The following is an 18,244-nucleotide window of genomic DNA, read 5'->3' on the forward strand; positions in this document are numbered from 1 at the left end:
GACAGCCACAGGAGCATGATGCGCACGATCAGCGATCTCGATGGCGGGGGGCGCACCCCGCGCGGCATCGGCATGCCCGCTGCCTCCGGCATGTACGACCCGAGGCACGAGAAGGATTCCTGCGGTCTGGCCATGGTCGCCACGACGCGCGGCACGGCCGGCCACGACATCGTCGCGCTGGCGCTCGAGGCGCTGCGCAACCTCGAGCATCGCGGCGCGGTCGGCTCTGACGCGGGCACCGGTGACGGTGCGGGCATCCTGACGCAGATGCCCGATGCGTTCCTGCGGGCCGTGGTGGACTTCGAGCTGCCCGAGGCCGGGGCCTTCGCCGCGGGGCTCGTCTACCTGCCGCTCGACGACGCGGAGCGGGAGCGCATCAAGGAGCGCATCTGGGAGATCGCCGGCCAGGAGCGCCTGCGCGTGCTCGGCTGGCGCGAGGTGCCGACCGTGCCCGACGCGCTCGGCAAGCTCGCCCGCGCGGCGATGCCGTCGATCCACCAGCTCTTCGTCACGGGCGCCAACGGGCCGACGCGGGGCATCGAGCTCGACCGCCTCACCTGGCGCCTGCGCAAGCGCATCGAGCGCGAGCTGGGGGAGTACCTGCCGTCGCTCTCGAGCCGCACCATCACCTACAAGGGCATGGTGACGACCCTCCAGCTCGAGCCGTTCTACCCCGATCTGAGCGACGAGCGCTTCGAGACGAAGCTCGCGATCGTCCACTCTCGCTACTCGACGAACACCTTCCCCTCCTGGCCGCTCGCGCAGCCGCTGCGCATGATCGCCCACAACGGCGAGATCAACACGGTCGAGGGCAACCGCAACTGGATGCGCGCGCGCGAGTCGCAGCTGGCGAGCGAGCTGCTCGGCGACCTGCGCCCGCTGAAGCCCATCGTGACGCCCGGCATGAGCGACTCCTCGTCGTTCGACGAGGTGCTCGAGCTGCTGACGCTCGCCGGCCGCTCGCTGCCGCACTCGATCATGATGATGGTGCCGCCGGCGTGGGAGAACCAGCCGGACATGCCGCAGGAGCTGCGCGACTTCGCCGAGTACCACTCGCTGCTCATGGAGCCGTGGGACGGCCCGGCGGCCATCAGCTTCACCGACGGGACGCTGGTCGGCGCGACGCTCGACCGCAACGGCCTGCGCCCCGGGCGCTGGCTCGAGACGGACGACGGGCTCGTCGTGCTGGCGAGCGAGACCGGTGTGCTGCCGATCGAGCCCAGCCGCGTCGTGCGCCGCGGCCGCCTGCAGCCGGGCGTGCTCTTCCTGGTCGACACCGAGGCGGGCCGCGTCGTGCCCGACGAGGAGATCAAGCGCGACCTCGCCGGCATGGAGCCCTGGGGTGAATGGCTCGAGTCGAGCCGCATCCACCTCGCCGACCTGCCGGAGCGCGAGCACGTCGCGCACACCGCCGCATCCGTCACGCGCCGGCAGCGCACCTTCGGCTACACCGAGGAGGAGGTGAAGATCCTCATCGCGCCGATGGCAAAGACCGGCGCCGAGCCGCTGGGAGCGATGGGATCCGACACCCCCATCGCGGTGCTCGCCGAGCGCCCGCGGCTGCTCTTCGACTACTTCAAGCAGGCCTTCGCGCAGGTGACGAACCCGCCGCTCGACTCGCTGCGGGAGTCGATCGTGACGAGCATGACGATGGGCCTGGGGCCGGTGCGCAACCTGCTCACGGCGACGCCCTCGCACGCGAGCCAGATCATCCTCGACTTCCCCGTGATCGACAACGACGCGCTGGCGAAGATCCGCTCGATCGACCGCACGCCCGGCTCGCGCCGCACCGTCGTGCTCAAGGGGCTCTACCGCGTCGATGACGGCACCGCTTCGACGCAGGCCGAGGCGATGGAGCGCAGGCTCGAGGAGATGTGCCGCGAGGTCGACGAGGCCATCGTCGATGGCGCGCAGTACGTCATCCTCTCCGACCGCGACTCCACCGATCAGCTCGCGCCGATCCCGACCCTGCTCATGACGAGCGCCGTGCACCACCACCTCATCAAGGCATCCACGCGCATGCGCGTCGGCATCGTCGTCGAGGCCGGCGACGTGCGCGAGGTGCACCACGTGGCGCTGCTGATCGGCTATGGCGCGAGCGCCATCAACCCCTACCTGGCGATGGAGACGGCCGAGCAGCTCGCGCTCTCCGGCCAGCTGGGCGCCGACGTCGAGACCGCGGTGCGCAACGTCATCAAGGGGCTCGGCAAGGGCGTGACGAAGATCATGTCGAAGATGGGCATCTCGACCGTCGGCTCCTACGGCGGCGCGCAGGCGTTCGAGGCCGTCGGGCTCTCGCAAGAGCTCGTCGACCGCTACTTCACGGGCACGCACTCGCCGCTCGGCGGCGTCGACCTGGGCGTGATCGCCGAGGAGAACCGGCTGCGACACCGGGCCGCCTATCCCGACGAGCGGGCGCCCTTCGCACACGAGCGGCTCGCGACCGGCGGCGAGTACCAGTGGCGCCGCGACGGCGCCCCGCACCTGTTCAACCCGGAGACGGTGTTCAAGCTGCAGCACGCGACCCGCACCGGCCGCTACGAGGTGTTCCAGGAGTACACGCAGCTCGTCGACGACCAGACGGCCGAGCTCAAGACGCTGCGCGGTCTCATGCGGCTGCGCACCGACGCCTCGACCGCGATCCCGATCGACGAGGTCGAGCCGATCTCCGAGATCGTCAAGCGCTTCTCCACCGGCGCGATGAGCTACGGCTCCATCTCGAAGGAGGCGCACGAGACGCTCGCGATCGCCATGAACCGGCTGGGCGCGAAGTCGAACACCGGCGAGGGCGGTGAGGATGCCGACCGGCTGCTCGACCCCGAGCGCCGCAGCGCGATCAAGCAGGTCGCCTCCGGGCGCTTCGGCGTGACGAGCATGTACCTCACGCACGCCGACGACATCCAGATCAAGATGGCGCAGGGCGCGAAGCCCGGCGAGGGCGGCCAGCTGCCGCCGGGCAAGGTCTACCCCTGGGTCGCCCGCACGCGGCACGCGACTGCGGGCGTCGGCCTCATCTCGCCGCCGCCGCACCACGACATCTACTCGATCGAGGATCTCAAGCAGCTGATCTTCGACCTCAAGCGCGCCAACACATCCGCCCGTGTGCACGTGAAGCTCGTCTCGCAGTCGGGCATCGGCGCGGTCGCGGCGGGCGTGGCGAAGGCGAAGGCGGATGTCGTGCTCGTCTCCGGCCACGACGGCGGCACGGGCGCGAGCCCGCTGAACTCGCTGAAGCACGCCGGCACGCCGTGGGAGATCGGCCTGGCCGAGACGCAGCACACGCTGATGATGAACGGCCTGCGCGAGCGCGTGAGCGTGCAGGTCGACGGTCAGCTGAAGACCGGCCGCGACGTCATCATCGGCGCGCTGCTCGGCGCGGAGGAGTTCGGGTTCGCGACCGCACCGCTCGTGGTCTCCGGCTGCATCATGATGCGCGTCTGCCACCTCGACACCTGCCCCGTGGGCGTCGCGACGCAGAACCCCGTGCTGCGACAGCGCTTCACCGGCAAGCCTGAGTTCGTCATCCAGTTCTTCGAGTTCCTCGCGCAGCAGGTGCGCGAGCTGCTCGCCGAGCTCGGCCTGCGCTCGATCGACGAGGCGATCGGCCGCTCGGACCTGCTCGACGTCGACCCGGCCATCCAGCACTGGAAGGCCGACGGGCTCGACCTCGCACCGGTGCTCACGCGGCCAGCGGGTGCGCACGGCGCACCTCGGCGGATGACCGAGCAGGATCACGAGCTCGAGCAGCAGCTCGACACGCGACTCCTCCCGCAGCTCGAGCAGGCGCTCGACGCGGGGGAGCGGCTCGTGCTCGAGCTCGAGATCGCGAACACCGACCGCGCGCTCGGCACGATGCTCGGCAACGCCATCACGCTCCGCGCAGGCGAGGACGGCCTCGCGCCCGGCACGGTCGACCTGACGCTGCACGGCTCCGCGGGCCAGTCGCTCGGCGCCTTCGTGCCGCGCGGCATCGCGCTGCGGCTGCACGGCGACGCCAACGACTACGTCGGCAAGGGCCTCTCCGGCGGTCTCATCACCGTGCGGCCTCCTGCCGACGCCGCGCTCGTCGCCGAGCACAACGTCATCGCAGGCAACGTGATCGGCTACGGCGCCACGAGCGGCGAGCTCTACCTGCGCGGCGTCGTGGGCGAGCGCTTCCTGGTGCGCAACTCCGGCGCGACCGCCGTGTGCGAAGGCGCCGGCGACCACGCCCTCGAGTACATGACCGGCGGCATCGCCGTCATCCTCGGCACCACCGGCCGCAACATCGGCGCCGGCATGTCCGGCGGCTGCGCCTACATCCTCGACCTCGATCAACGGCTGCTCAACCAGGACTCGTTCCACCAGGGCGAGCTGCGGGTCGAGGGTCTCGCCGAGGAGGACAGCATCGAGCTGCGCGCGATCCTCTCCCGGCACGTCGAGCTGACGGGCTCCGCGGTCGCCGCGGCGCTGCTCGAGTCCGACCTGCAGCGCATCTCGAAGCTCGTGCCCCGCGACTGGGCGATGGTGCGATCCATCCGACTCGACGCCGAGAAGCAGGGCGTCGATCCCGACTCTGACAACATCTGGCGCAAGATCCTGGAGGTGACCGGTGGCTGATCCCCGTGGATTCCTGAAGGTGACGGAGCGCGAGCTCCCGAAGAAGCGCCCGGTGCCGGTGCGCATCCTCGACTGGCGCGAGATCGGCGAACCGGGCGACAAGGCCGTGCTCAAGCGGCAGGCGGGGCGCTGCATGGACTGCGGCGTGCCCTTCTGCCACCAGGGCTGCCCGCTCGGCAACCTCATCCCCGAGTGGAACGACCTCACCTGGCGCGGCGAGGGCCGCGCGGCGAGCGACCGCCTGCACGCCACGAACAACTTCCCGGAGCTCACGGGCCGGCTGTGCCCTGCGCCCTGCGAGTCGTCGTGCGTGCTCGGCATCAACCAGCCTGCCGTCACGATCAAGTCGATCGAGCAGACGATCGCCGACGAGGCGTTCGCGAACGGCTGGACCGAGCCGCATCCGCCCGCACGCCTCACCGGCAAGACGGTCGCCGTGGTCGGCTCCGGGCCCGCGGGGCTCGCCGCCGCCCAGCAGCTCACGCGCGCGGGCCACACCGTCGCCGTGTACGAGCGCGACGACCGCATCGGTGGCCTGCTGCGCTACGGCATCCCCGACTTCAAGCTCGAGAAGAAGACCATCGATGCCAGGCTCGCGCAGATGACCGCAGAGGGCACCCGCTTCCGCGCGGGCGTCCAGATCGGCCGCGACATCAGCTGGGACGAGCTCTCCGAGCGCTTCGACGCCGTCGTGGTCGCAACGGGCGCGCCTGTGGCGCGCGAGCTCGACATCCCGGGTCGCGAGCTCGACGGGGTGCACCTGGCGATGGAGTACCTCGTGCAGCAGAACCGCACGGTCGCCGGCACCCATCCCGCCAATCAGATCTCCGCGGAGGGCAAGCACGTGGTCGTGCTCGGCGGCGGCGACACCGGCTCCGACTGCATCGGCACCGCGCACCGCCAGGGCGCGCTCTCGGTGACGAACCTCGCGATCGGCGTGCAGCCGCCCACCGAGCGGCCCGAGCACCAGCCGTGGCCCGTGCACCCGACCCTGTTCGAGGTGCAGACCAGCCACGAGGAGGGCGGCGAGCGCGAGTACCTCGCCTCGACCGTCGAGTTCGTCGCGAACAAGGCCGGCGAGGTGCGCGCACTGAAGATCGCCGAGACCGAGATCGTCGACGGCACGCGCCGCCCGAAGGCCGGCACCGAGCGCGAGATCCCCGCAGACCTCGTGCTGCTGGCGCTGGGCTTCACGGGTGCGGATGCGTCGATCGGCGAGGCGCTCGAGGTCCCGTTCGAGCGCGGCGTGCCGAAGCGGCAGGCAGACTTCTCGACCGAGCGTCCGGGCGTGTTCGTCGCCGGCGACGCCGGCCGTGGCGCATCGCTCATCGTCTGGGCGATCGCGGAGGGCCGCGCGGCCGCCGCAGCGGTCGACGCATACCTCGAAGGATCAAGCGAGCTGCCGGCGCCCGTGAAGGCGACAGACCGCGCCTTCGCGGCCTGAGCGGGGCGCCCGGGCCATTCCCGGGCGCTCCACTGGCAAGATGGAACCGTTCGTGCCGAACCCACCCAGGCGGCGCGATGACGAAAGCGAGTGACTTGTGAGACGAGCCAAGATCGTCGCGACGTGGGGGCCGGCCCTTGCCGGCTACGAGAACACGAAGGCCGCTATCGCGGCCGGCGTGAACGTCGCGCGAATGAACCTGAGCCATGGCGACCGCAGCGTGCACGAGGAGGTGTACGCGAACATCCGCAGGGCCTCCGACGAGCTGCGCACGCCGGTCGGCATCCTGGTCGACCTGCAGGGCCCGAAGATCCGCCTCGGCAAGATCCCCGGCGGCCCCTTCGAGCTCGTCGAGGGCGCGCGCTTCACGATCACCACCGATGAGATCGAGGGCGACGCCGAGCGCGCCGGCACGACCTTCAAGGGCCTGCCAGCCGACGTCAAGGCGGGCGACCCGCTGCTGATCGACGACGGACGCATCGCGCTGCGCGCCGTGGAGGTCACCGAGACCGAGGTGATCACCGAGGTGGTCGTCGGCGGACCGGTGAGCTCCAACAAGGGCATCAACCTGCCCGGTGTGGCCGTGAACGTGCCCGCCCTGAGCGAGAAGGACGAATCCGATCTGCGCTGGGCGCTCGACCTGGGCGCCGACATCATCGCGCTCTCGTTCGTGCGCGACGCATCCGACATCGATCGCGTGCACGAGATCATGGCCGAGGAGGGCAGGAAGCTGCCCGTCGTCGCCAAGATCGAGAAGCCGCAGGCCGTCGAGAACCTGGCCGGCATCATCGACGCGTTCGACGCCATCATGGTCGCCCGAGGCGACCTGGGCGTCGAGCTGCCCCTCGAGCAGGTGCCGCTGGTGCAGAAGCGGGCGGTCGAGATGGCGCGCCGCTGGGCGAAGCCGGTCATCGTCGCCACGCAGGTGCTCGAGTCGATGATCGAGAACCCACGCCCCACGCGCGCAGAGGCGAGCGACTGCGCCAACGCGATCCTGGACGGCGCGGATGCGGTGATGCTCTCGGGCGAGACGAGCGTCGGCAAGCACGCCATCACCACGATCGAGACCATGGCGCGCATCGTCACGGCGGTGGAGGAGCAGGGCCTCGGCCGCATCCCTCCGCTCGGCACGAAGCCCCGCACGCAGGGCGGTGCCATGACGCTCGCAGCCCTCGAGGTCGCCGACTTCGTGGACGCCGCGGCCATCGTGGTCTTCACCGAGTCGGGTGACTCGGCGCGCCGCATGTCGCGACTGCGCACCAAGATCCCCACCTTCGGCTTCACCCCCGACCCCGAGGTCGAGTGCCGGATGCAGATGGTCTGGGGCATGCAGACGCATCTGGTCGACCGCGTCACCCACACCGACGACATGATCGCGCAGGTGGATGACGTGCTGATCGGCAAGGGTCTGGTCGCGGTGGGCGAGAAGGTCGTCGTGATCTCCGGCATGCCGCCAGGCATCTCCGGCTCCACCAATGACCTGCGCGTGCATCGCGTCGGCGACGTGCACGCGGAGGCCGCCCCGGCCTACCACGGCAAGCGCCGCATCGAGGTCGTGCACTCGGTCCCGACGCCCGAGGGCTGAGCTCTGTCGGTCGAGCCCCTCCACGCTGGTCGAGGAGGCCTCTAGGGCCGAATCGAGACTCCACCATCACGCTGGTCGAGCAGGCCCGCAGGGCCGTATCGAGACCAGAACGGCCCGCCCCTCGCAGGGCGGGCCGTTCTGCTGTGCCGGTGGTGGGACTCGAACCCACAATCCTTGCGGAAGCGCATTTTGAGTGCGCCGCGTATGCCAATTCCGCCACACCGGCTCTCGACCCGGCAGAGCAGGGCCGTCGCGAACACTAGGCTAGTGGTCATGACCGACGACCTCTTCGCAGAGCCCCAGATCGACACGGCAGCTGTCGCCCCGAGCGCCACCACGGCCCGCACGGTGCTCGTCGCCGAGGACGAGTCGCTCATCCGCCTCGACATCGTCGAGACGCTGGAGGCTGCCGGGTTCAACGTCATCGGCGAGGCCGGCGACGGTGAGCGCGCTGTCGAGCTCGCGACCGAGCTCAAGCCCGACCTCGTGGTCATGGATGTGAAGATGCCCAAGATGGACGGCATCACCGCAGCCGAGAAGATCGGCGCCGCGAAGATCGCGCCCGTCGTGCTGCTCACTGCCTTCAGCCAGAAGGAGCTCGTGGAGCGAGCCGGTGAGGCAGGGGCGCTCGCCTACGTGGTGAAGCCGTTCACGCAGAACGACCTGCTGCCGGCGATCGAGATCGCGCTGGCACGCTGGGATCAGATCCGCGCGCTCGAGTCTGAGGTCGCCGACTTCGCTGACCGCTTCGAGACCCGCAAGCTCGTCGACCGGGCCAAGGGCCTGCTCAACCAGCGCATGGGCCTGGCAGAGCCTGAGGCGTTCCGCTGGATCCAGAAGGCCTCGATGGATCGCCGCCTCACGATGGGCGAGGTCGCACAGGCCGTCATCGAGCAGCTGGGCACCGCCAAGAAGTAACCCCCCCCTCACGTGAGTGGCGCCCCCCGCACCTGAGTGGCGCCTCCGGCAGGTGAGTGGCGCCTCCCGCACGTGAGTGGCGGCTGCCGCGCCTGAGTGGCGGCTGCCGCGCCTGAGTGGCGCCTGCCGCGCCTGAGTGGCGGCTGCCGCGCCTGAGTGGCGGCTGCCGCGCCTGAGTGGCGCCTCCCGCACCGACGGCGCATTCCGAACGGCGGCCCTCCACAGCAACGCCCTGCTCGCCCGCCGCGGTTGCGCGGCATCGACCACCATGCCGCGCATGGATTCCTCCCACGGCTTCACTGTCCGAGACGGTCTCGACCGCGGCTACACGTCCGCAGAGCTCCGCTCCATGGCGTTCACCTCGCCTGCGCGCGGCACCCGCATCACTGCGGCGATCGGCGATGAGGCGCAGGCGCTCTTCGAGGCAGTCCGCGTCCTCGCCCTCGACGACCAGTTCTTCTCGCACTCGACGGCCGCGCGTATCCATGGCATGCCGCTTCCGACGCGGCTCGAGACCGACCGCAAGGTCCACCTCTCCTCGCCGACTGGCCGGGCCCGTATGCAACGACCCGGCGTCGTGGGTCACCGCCTCAAGTCGCAGACGGTCGAGGTCGACGGGGTGCGGGTCGAGTCGCGTCCGGACGTCTTCGTGCACCTGGCCACCATGCTGACCGTCGAGGAACTGGTCATGGTGGGTGACTGGCTCGTCTCGCCCAAGCGCCGCGCGCCGCTCACGGTTGAGGATCTGAGGGATGCGCTGCGGCGCTACGACGGGGCACGCGGGCTCCAGCGCGCACGGCATGCGCTTTCACTCGTGAGGGTCGGCGCTGAGTCTCCGAGGGAGAGCCTCGTGCGGCTGCTCGTGACCGGCTGCCTGCCTGAGCCGACATTGCAGCATGAAGTCTTCGACCCATCCGGAACCTTTGTCGCACGTCTCGACCTGAGCTGGCCGAGGCTCAAGCTCGGCGTCGAGTACGACGGCGAGCATCACACCGAGCCAGAGCAGCACGCCCGGGACCAGGCTCGGATCGGGCGACTGCGCGCCCTCGGGTGGCACATCATCACGGTCACCAAGCACGACCTGGAGGATGGCGGCACACGACTGCTCGCGGCGATCGTGGCCGCGCACCGCCGCTACTCCACGTGGACTGCTGCTTGAGTACCTCGTGAGTCGCACCGCTGGCTCGCTTGAGCCGCCACCCACTTGCGGGAGGTGCCAGTCACCTGCGGGAGGCGCCAGTCAGGTGCGGGAGGCGCCAGTCAGGTGCGGGAGGCGCCAGTCAGGTGCGGGAGGCGCCAGTCAGGTGCGGGAGGCGCCAGTCAGGTGCGGGAGGCGCCAGTCAGGTGCGGGAGGCGCCAGTCAGGTGTGGGAGGCGCCAGTCAGGTGTGGGAGGCGCCAGTCAGGTGTGGGAGGCGCCAGTCAGGTGCGGGAGGCGCCAGTCAGGTGCGGGAGGCGCCAGTCACCGGCGCGCGCGTCAGCGCGACTTGATGAAGTTCGTGATGCGCAGCGTCGAGGCGCGGCGGCCCTCGTCGTCGGTGCAGACGATCTCGTGCACGGTCATGGACCTCCCGAGGTGCACCGCCTTGCACTCTGCCGTCACCCATCCGCTCTGGATCGAGCGCGTGTGCGTGGCGTTGATGTCGGTGCCGACGGCATACCGGCCCTCGCCCGCGTGGATGTTCGCGCTCACGGAGCCGAGCGTCTCGGCGATCACGCAATAGGCGCCGCCGTGCACGTAGCCGACCGGCTGCAGGTTGCCGTCCGCGGGCATGCGCGCGATCGAGTGCTCGGCAGAGAGCTTGAGGAACTCGATGCCCATCCGCTCGGCGAGCTGGCCGCCGATCCGACCCTCGCGCCGCTCCATCAACGCCCTCGTCGCCTCGTCGGGGGCGGGGATGTCGGACTCGGTTGGCAGGGTCATGGCGGCTCCGCTCGGGGGACGGTCAGTGGGGGTGTCGGCCGCCGGCACTAGGCTGGCTGCCGTGTCGGACACGAAGCCTATCCTCATGGTCATCGACGGGCATTCGCTCGCTTTCAGGGCGTTCTTCGCGCTCCCACTGGAGAACTTCGTGAACTCCGATGGGCAGCACACGAACGCCATCCACGGATTCCTCTCGATGCTCCTGAAGCTGCTGCAGGATCACAAGCCGACGCACCTCGCCGTCGCGTTCGACATCTCCCGCTTCTCTTTCCGCACCCGCGAGTACCCGGAGTACAAGGGCACGCGCGACGAGACGCCGAAGGAGTTCAAGGGGCAGATCCCGCTGCTCGAGGAGGCGCTCCACGCGATGGGCGTGCGCACGCTCTCGAAGGAGGACTACGAGGCCGACGACATCCTCGCGACGCTCTCCGTCGAGGGCCCGAAGGCCGGCATGGATGTGTTCGTCGTCTCGGGCGACCGCGACACCATCCAGCTCGTCAACGACGAGGTGACGCTGCTGTACCCCTCGGTGCGCGGCGTCTCAGAGCTCAAGCACTACACGCCGGAGGCCGTCCGCGAGCGCTACGGCATCGAGCCGGAGCAGTACCCCGAGATCGCGGCACTGGTCGGCGAGACGAGCGACAACCTGATCGGCATCGACAAGGTCGGCGAGAAGACCGCCGTCAAGTGGATCAAGGAGTACGGCACCGTCGCGAACCTGCTCGAGCACGCCGACGACATCAAGGGCGTGGTGGGCAACAACCTGCGCGAGCAGCGCGAGCGCGCCGAGCGCAACCGCAGGCTCAACCGGCTGCTGACCGACGTCGAGCTGGGCGTGCAGATCGACGAGCTCACCCGCGGCCAGGTCGACGAGGCGAAGCTGCGCGATGTCTTCCAGCGGCTGCAGTTCCGCACGCTGCTCGACCGGGTGCTGAAGCAGGAGGGCAGCGGCGAGGCCACAGCGGCGCTCGAGCCGGAGGTGCAGGCGCCCGCCGTGCAGAAGCTCGTCGACGAGGAGCTCGACCTGTGGCTCTCGCGCGCCACGAGCACCGCCGCCGTCTCGATCGCGCCCGACGGCCTGGGCGGCATCGCAGGCTTCGGCGTCGCCACCGAGGGCGCGAGCGCCTACGTGCCCTACAAGGCGGGCACGGGTGACTACGACGGATTCGTGACGTGGCTCGCGTCGGACGCCCCGAAGGCGCTCCACGACGTGAAGGCCGCCATCAAGTCGCTCGACCGGGCGGGGCTCTCGCTCGGCGGCGCGGTCCACGACACTCGCGTAGCCGCGTGGCTGGCGACGCCGACGGCACCTCCGAAGACCTTCGATCTCGACTGGCAGACCGAGGCGCTGCTGGGCGCGCCGCTGCCGGCGCCCGACCCGAACCAGCTGGTGCCCGAGATCGCTCCGGAGGAGCTGGGCACCGTCGCCTGGCTGACGGGCGAGCTCTCGCGCCTGCAGCGGCCGCGGCTCGACGAGGGCACGCTCGGCGTGCTCGACGACATCGAGCTGCCGCTCATGCCGGTGCTCTGCCGCATGGAGCGCCAGGGCGTGCAGATGGACCGCGAGGTGCTGCAGCGCATCCACGACACCATGCGCGAGCAGGCGGCCGGCCACGCGGAGGCTGCGTACGCGGAGATCGGCCACGAGGTGAACCTCGGCAGCCCGAAGCAGCTGCAGACGGTGCTCTTCGAAGAGCTCGACATGCCGAAGACCCGCGCGACGAAGACCGGCTACTCCACCGACGCGCAGTCGCTCGCCGACCTGCAGGAGACGAACCCGCATCCGTTCCTGAACCTGCTGCTGCAGCACCGCGAGACCACGAAGCTCGCGCAGATCATCGAGACGCTGCTCAAGGCCATCCAGGAGGACGGGCGCATCCGCACCCGCTACGACCAGACGGGTTCCGCATCCGGTCGTCTCTCCTCCAACGACCCCAATCTGCAGAACATCCCGGTGCGCACCGAGGTGAGCCGCGAGATCCGCTCCGCATTCGTGCACGGGCCCGAGTTCGAGACCATGCTCACAGCCGACTACTCGCAGATCGAGATGCGCATCATGGCGCACCTCTCGGGCGACGAGGGCCTCATCGAGGCGTTCCGCTCTGGCGAGGACCTGCACCGCTTCGTCGGCTCCCGCATCTTCGGTGTCGAGCCGAGCGAGGTGACGGCCCTGCAGCGTGTCAAGGTCAAGGCCATGAGCTACGGCCTCGCCTACGGACTGAGCGCGTTCGGCCTCTCGAAGCAGCTGCGCATCACGCAGGCGGAGGCGAAGGCGCTCATGCTGGAGTACTTCCAGCGCTTCGGCGGCATCCGCGACTACCTGCGGGGCGTCGTGCAGCAGGCCAAGGAGGACGGCTACACGACCACGATCTACGGCCGTCGACGCCCGTTCCCCGACCTTGCGTCGTCGAACCGCGTGCTGCGCGAGAACGCCGAGCGCGCCGCGCTCAACTCGCCGATCCAAGGCTCGGCCGCAGACATCATCAAGCGCGCGATGCTCGCGATCGATCGCCGCATCGTCGACGAGGGCCTGGGGTCGCGCATGCTGCTGCAGGTGCACGACGAGCTCGTCTTCGAGGTCGCGACGGGGGAGCGTGCGACGCTCGAGGCGATCGTCCGCGAGGAGATGGGCGGCGCAGCAGAGCTCTCCGTCCCGCTCGACGTGCAGGTGGGCGTGGGGCCGAACTGGGACGCCGCGGCCCACTGACGCTCCGACAGCTGGTGTGCGAGGCGGGGCCGGCACCGGCTTAGGCTGGCGTCATGACCGCTGACGCACTCCGATTCGGCCTGTTCATCCCGCAGGGCTGGCGCCTCGACCTGGTCGGCATCGACCCCGCAGAGCAGTGGCAGCGGATGCTCGAGGTGGCGAAGGCCGCGGATGCCGGCCCGTGGGACTCGGTCTGGGTCTACGACCACTTCCACACCACCCCGCAGCCGACCGCGGAGGCGACGCACGAGGCGTGGTCGCTCATGGCGGCGCTTGCGGCGTCCACCGATCGCGTGCGCCTGGGCCAGATGTGCACGTGCATCGGCTACCGCAACCCCGCCTACCTGGCGAAGGTCGCGGCGACCGTCGACGTGATCTCTGGGGGCCGCGTCGAGTTCGGCATCGGCGCGGGCTGGTACGAGCACGAGTGGCGCGCGTACGGCTACGGATTCCCGGGCGTCGGCGAGCGCATCTCGGCGCTGCGGGACGGCGTGCAGATCATCCAGCGGCTCTGGGCAGATGGCGAGGCGTCGGTCGAGTCGGAGACCTTCACGGTCGACGGCGCGATCTGTCGCCCGCAGCCGCTGCAGCTCGGTCGCGACGGCAGGCCACGCATCCCCACCTGGATCGCCGGCGGCGGCGAGAAGCGAACCCTGCGCTATGCCGCGAAGTGGGCCGACGCGACGAACTTCGGCGGCAGTCCGGAGCAGTTCGCCCGCAAGCGCGACATCCTGCGCGAGCACCTCGACCGCGAGGGCAGGGATCCGGCAGAGGTGCGCCTGACCTCCAACCTCAACATCGTGGTGCGCGAGACCGAGGCGGAGGCGCTGCGCGTGGTCGACGAGGTCAACGCCCGCGCCGACTCGGCGATGCCGGCAGCGCACGCAGGCACCGGCTTCTCGACGAAGGGCGCCGTCGTCGGCACGCCGCAGCAGGTGCTCGACCACGTCGGCGCGCTGCGCGAGGCAGGGCTCGGCACGCTCATCTCCTACATGCCTGACGTCGCCTATGACCGCACCGGCATGGAGCTCTACGAGCGCGAGGTCATTCCGGCGCTGGCCTGAGCGGTGTCCCAGCGCCATAGGCTGGTCGGCATGACAGCAGAGAACGTCGGCGCACCGTCGCGCCCGCAGACCGACATCGACCGCATCGCGGAGGAGTACGTCCACCGCACCGCCGCGCTGAACCCTGAGATCAACGTCTACGTCGGCCTCGAGGGCGACAAGGCAGGCTACGGCGACTACTCGCCCGCCGGTCGCGAGGCGACCGCAGCGCTCACGCGCGATGCGCTCGCCACGCTCCAGGCAGCCGAGCCGACCGACGACATCGACTGGGTGACCAAGACCGATCTCGCGCGCGAGCTGCAGCTCGAGCTCGACATCGAGGCCGCGGGCTGGAACGACCGCGATCTCAACAACCTCGCGAGCCCCGCGAGCGGCATCCGCGACATCTTCGACCTCATGCCCACGGCGGGCGAGCAGGACTGGGACGACATCGCCCAGCGCATGCGCAACGTGCCCGCCGCGTTCGACGGCTACATCGCCTCGCTGCGCGCCGGCATCGCGAACGGCAACACGCCGGCGGCCCGCCAGATCGACAACGTGCTCGAGCAGTTCGAGGACTACGCGCCCGGCGTCGGCTTCTTCCACGAGTTCGCCAAGACCGCGAAGGCCGGCGAGGCCGAGCTGCCCGAGTCGCTCAAGCGCGACCTGGAGCAGGCGGCGGGGGAGGCGACCGAGGCCCACGCGCGCTTCGCGGGCTTCCTGCGCGACGAGCTCGCCGCATCCGCCAACCCCGTCGACGCCGTCGGCCGGGAGTTCTACTCGCTCATGTCGCGCCGCTTCCTGGGCGCGGACGTCGACCTCGACGAGACCTACGCGTGGGGCATCGAGGAACTCGATCGGATGCGCTCCGAGCAGGAGGCGATCGCGAACGAGATCAAGGCCGGCGCCAGCGTGCAGGAGGCGATCGCGTTCCTCGACGGCGACGAGAGCCGCAAGCTGCACGGCACCGACGCGCTGAAGGCGTGGATGCAGCGCACGAGCGACCAGGCGGTCGAAGAGCTCGGCAGGTCGCACTTCGACATCGCCGAGCCCATCAAGGCGCTCGAGTGCATGATCGCGCCGACCGAGACGGGCGGCATCTACTACACCGGCCCCGCCGACGACTTCTCGCGCCCGGGCCGCATGTGGTGGTCAGTGCCGAAGGGCGTCACCGAGTTCGACACCTGGCGCGAGCTCACGACCGTGTACCACGAGGGCGTTCCCGGCCACCACCTGCAGATCGCGCAGCAGACCTTCAACCGCGGCGAGCTCAACCTCTGGCGCCGTGCCTTCGCCGGCACCTCGGGCCACGCGGAGGGCTGGGCGCTCTACGCCGAGCGCCTGATGGAGTCGCTCGGCTACCTCGACGACCCGGCAGACCGGCTCGGCATGCTCGACGGGCAGCGGATGCGCGCGGCGCGCGTCGTGCTCGACATCGGCGTGCACCTGGGCAAGCCGCGCCTCGACGGCACGGGGGAGTGGGACTTCGACTACGCGTTCGAGTTCATGCGCGAGAACGTGAACATGAACGAGCCGTTCGTGCGCTTCGAGGTGAACCGCTACTTCGGCTGGCCGGGCCAGGCGCCGTCCTACAAGATCGGCCAGCGCATCTTCGAGCAGATCCGCGATGAGGCGCAGGAGGCGGAGGGCGACGCCTTCGACCTCAAGCGCTTCCACATGCGCGTGCTCAACATCGGCGGCGTCGGCCTCGACACGCTGCGCCAGGCGGTCCTGCGCGGCTAGCTCTGCTCAGCCCTGCTGGGCCGTCGCGAGCGTGAGCCCGCGGCGGCCCAGCTCCCATTCCAGCGCCTGCACGACCCGCCCGAACTCGGCGTCGTCGGCGAAGGGCCCCGCGAGGCACTCCACGACGGATGCGTCATCGAGCGTGAGCGCGACGGTGCGGTGGGCGTCGAGGCCGGCGCGCGTCATCAGGCGTCGGCCGATGCGGTTGCCGAGCACGCCGCCCGGGGTGACTGCCGGCGCGCGGCGCACGGCCTGCCAGCGGACCGTCGCGCCGCGCACGCGCTCGAAGGGGATGGGCCCGGTGCCCGGCCCTTCGACGTGCGCGGGCCCGACCGCCAGCAGAGCGGCGCCGAGGGGGAAGCGCCGACGGATCGTGCGCACGACATCCCACATCGCGCCCGCGAAGATGGCCACGAGGATGCTCATGAAGAAGCCGACGGAGCCCAGGGCGAGCAGCGCGGTGCCGTCCAGGTCGCCGAAGCCGCCGCCCACGACGGCCGCCGCCAGGCACGCGAGGAACCACGCCATGCCCCAGCCGGCCACGACCGTGAGCACGATGGCGATGATGCGGAAGTGCCGCTCTGCGACCCTCCTGCGCGGCTCGTCGACGATGATCCTGAGGGCGGTGCCATCGGCTGTCAGCATGACGCGAGCGTAGGCGCGAAGCCTGGTTGTCTGCCTCCTGAGCCCGGTGTAGGCTTGACCGGTCACTCGTGTGACGCATGAACCCATTCGAATCGCTGGATGCGCATCCGCATGCCTCCGGCCCGACGTCCCCCATCAAAGGCAACTTGAACTCTATGACCACTGCAACGACCACGGCTCCCAAGCAGGTCGCTGTGAACGACATCGGCTCTGCCGACGACTTCATGGCCGCCGTTGAGAAGACCCTGAAGTTCTTCAATGACGGCGACCTGATCGAGGGCACCGTCGTCAAGATCGACCGCGACGAGGTCCTTCTTGATGTCGGCTACAAGACCGAGGGCGTCATCCCCTCGCGCGAGCTCTCGATCAAGCACGACGTCGACCCCACCGAGGTCGTCGAGGTCGGCGACACGGTCGAGGCGCTCGTCCTCCAGAAGGAGGACAAGGAGGGGCGTCTGATCCTCTCGAAGAAGCGTGCGCAGTACGAGCGCGCCTGGGGCGATGTCGAGCGCATCAAGGACGAGGACGGCGTCGTCACCGGCACCGTCATCGAGGTCGTCAAGGGTGGCCTCATCGTCGACATCGGCCTGCGCGGCTTCCTGCCTGCGTCGCTCATCGAGCTGCGCCGCGTCCGCGACCTCACGCCGTACCTCGGCCAGGAGATCGAGGCGAAGATCCTCGAGCTCGACAAGAACCGCAACAACGTCGTGCTCTCGCGCCGTGCGCTCCTCGAGGAGACGCAGTCGGCGTCGCGCGGTGCCTTCCTGCAGTCGCTGCAGAAGGGCCAGGTCCGCAAGGGCGTCGTCTCGTCGATCGTCAACTTCGGTGCGTTCGTCGACCTGGGTGGCGTTGACGGCCTCGTGCACGTCTCGGAGCTCTCGTGGAAGCACATCGAGCACGCCTCCGAGGTCGTCGAGGTCGGCCAGGAGGTCACCGTCGAGATCCTCACCGTCGAGCTCGACCGCGAGCGCGTCTCGCTGTCGCTCAAGGCGACGCAGGAGGACCCGTGGCAGATCTTCGCCCGCACCCACGCCATCGGCCAGGTCGCACCGGGCAAGGTCACGAAGCTCGTCACCTTCGGTGCGTTCGTGCGCGTCGCGGATGGCATCGAGGGCCTCGTGCACATCTCGGAGCTCTCGTCGAAGCACGTCGAGACCGCTGACCAGGTCGTGGCGGTCAATGACGAGGTCTTCGTCAAGATCATCGACATCGACCTCGAGCGTCGCCGCATCTCGCTCTCGCTGAAGCAGGCGAACGAGGGCGTCGACCCCGACGGCACCGACTTCGACCCGGCGCTCTACGGCATGCTCGCCGAGTACGACGAGCAGGGCAACTACAAGTTCCCGGAGGGCTTCGACCCCGAGACGAACGAGTGGCGCGAGGGCTTCGACGCCCAGCGCGAGGCCTGGGAGGCCGAGTACACCGCAGCGCAGACGCGCTGGGAGGCGCACAAGGCCCAGGTCTCGACCGCTCGCGAGGTCGAGCTCACCTCGAACGACGTGCCCTCGGGCGCACAGTCGTTCGGCGGCTCGACGGAGGAGACCGGCGCCGGCACGCTCGCCGACGATGAGGCGCTCGCCGCTCTGCGCGAGAAGCTCACCGGCTCCGCCGAGTAAGCACGCACACACGCAGCGGGTC

11 protein-coding genes and 1 tRNA gene are annotated in these 18,244 nt (G+C 70.0%); 9 read left to right on the top strand and 3 right to left on the bottom strand.

Annotated elements, in window-relative coordinates; all coding sequences use genetic code 11:
* Positions 1-72: 72 nt before the first annotated feature.
* From gltB to pyk, 3 genes are all read left to right on the top strand, one after another.
* Entirely contained in the window at positions 73-4,599 is a 4,527-nt protein-coding gene (gene gltB, locus MKD51_RS09205; protein WP_240240909.1) for a glutamate synthase large subunit, read from the top strand.
* Entirely contained in the window at positions 4,592-6,043 is a 1,452-nt protein-coding gene (locus MKD51_RS09210) for a glutamate synthase subunit beta (protein WP_240240010.1), read from the top strand. The genes gltB and MKD51_RS09210 overlap by 8 nt, the downstream gene beginning before the upstream one ends.
* A gap of 97 nt (positions 6,044-6,140) precedes the next feature.
* Complete coding sequence (gene pyk / locus MKD51_RS09215; protein WP_240240011.1) at positions 6,141-7,628, top strand: pyruvate kinase; 1,488 nt, start codon at positions 6,141-6,143, stop codon at positions 7,626-7,628.
* A 144-nt stretch (positions 7,629-7,772) separates the two neighbouring features.
* Here pyk and MKD51_RS09220 read toward each other — a convergent pair.
* Positions 7,773-7,854 (bottom strand) — tRNA-Leu (locus MKD51_RS09220).
* A 47-nt stretch (positions 7,855-7,901) separates the two neighbouring features.
* On the opposite strand from MKD51_RS09220, the gene MKD51_RS09225 reads away from it, so the two are divergent.
* Positions 7,902-8,546, top strand: coding sequence for a response regulator (locus tag MKD51_RS09225; protein WP_240240012.1), 645 nt, complete (start codon positions 7,902-7,904; stop codon positions 8,544-8,546).
* A 277-nt stretch (positions 8,547-8,823) separates the two neighbouring features.
* Positions 8,824-9,705 carry an endonuclease domain-containing protein gene (locus MKD51_RS09230; RefSeq protein WP_240240013.1) on the top strand — a complete coding sequence of 294 codons (882 nt, stop codon included), beginning with the start codon at positions 8,824-8,826 and terminating at the stop codon, positions 9,703-9,705.
* Between the two features lie 316 nt (positions 9,706-10,021).
* Here the strand turns inward: MKD51_RS09230 and MKD51_RS09235 are convergent, their stop codons facing one another.
* Positions 10,022-10,411, bottom strand: coding sequence for a hotdog fold thioesterase (locus MKD51_RS09235; protein WP_240240910.1), 390 nt, complete (start codon positions 10,409-10,411; stop codon positions 10,022-10,024).
* A gap of 142 nt (positions 10,412-10,553) precedes the next feature.
* On the opposite strand from MKD51_RS09235, the gene polA reads away from it, so the two are divergent.
* The 3 genes from polA to MKD51_RS09250 are packed head-to-tail and all read left to right on the top strand — an operon-like array spanning position 10,554 to position 15,961.
* Positions 10,554-13,175: a DNA polymerase I gene (gene polA / locus MKD51_RS09240; RefSeq protein WP_240240912.1), complete on the top strand. Its 2,622-nt coding sequence runs from the start codon at positions 10,554-10,556 to the stop codon at positions 13,173-13,175.
* Between the two features lie 53 nt (positions 13,176-13,228).
* Entirely contained in the window at positions 13,229-14,239 is a 1,011-nt protein-coding gene (locus MKD51_RS09245; protein WP_240240014.1) for an LLM class F420-dependent oxidoreductase, read from the top strand.
* A 30-nt stretch (positions 14,240-14,269) separates the two neighbouring features.
* Positions 14,270-15,961 carry a DUF885 domain-containing protein gene (locus tag MKD51_RS09250; RefSeq protein ID WP_240240015.1) on the top strand — a complete coding sequence of 564 codons (1,692 nt, stop codon included), beginning with the start codon at positions 14,270-14,272 and terminating at the stop codon, positions 15,959-15,961.
* Positions 15,962-15,967: 6 nt separating this feature from the next.
* Here the strand turns inward: MKD51_RS09250 and MKD51_RS09255 are convergent, their stop codons facing one another.
* Positions 15,968-16,606, bottom strand: coding sequence for a hypothetical protein (locus MKD51_RS09255; RefSeq protein ID WP_240240016.1), 639 nt, complete (start codon positions 16,604-16,606; stop codon positions 15,968-15,970).
* A gap of 155 nt (positions 16,607-16,761) precedes the next feature.
* Between MKD51_RS09255 and rpsA the strand changes: the two genes are divergently transcribed.
* A complete protein-coding gene (gene rpsA, locus MKD51_RS09260; RefSeq protein WP_240240017.1) occupies positions 16,762-18,222 on the top strand; it encodes a 30S ribosomal protein S1 in 1,461 nt (486 codons plus the stop codon).
* Positions 18,223-18,244: the final 22 nt, after the last annotated feature.

The organism is Agrococcus sp. ARC_14 (assembly GCF_022436485.1).
In the GTDB taxonomy this organism is placed as follows: domain Bacteria; phylum Actinomycetota; class Actinomycetes; order Actinomycetales; family Microbacteriaceae; genus Agrococcus.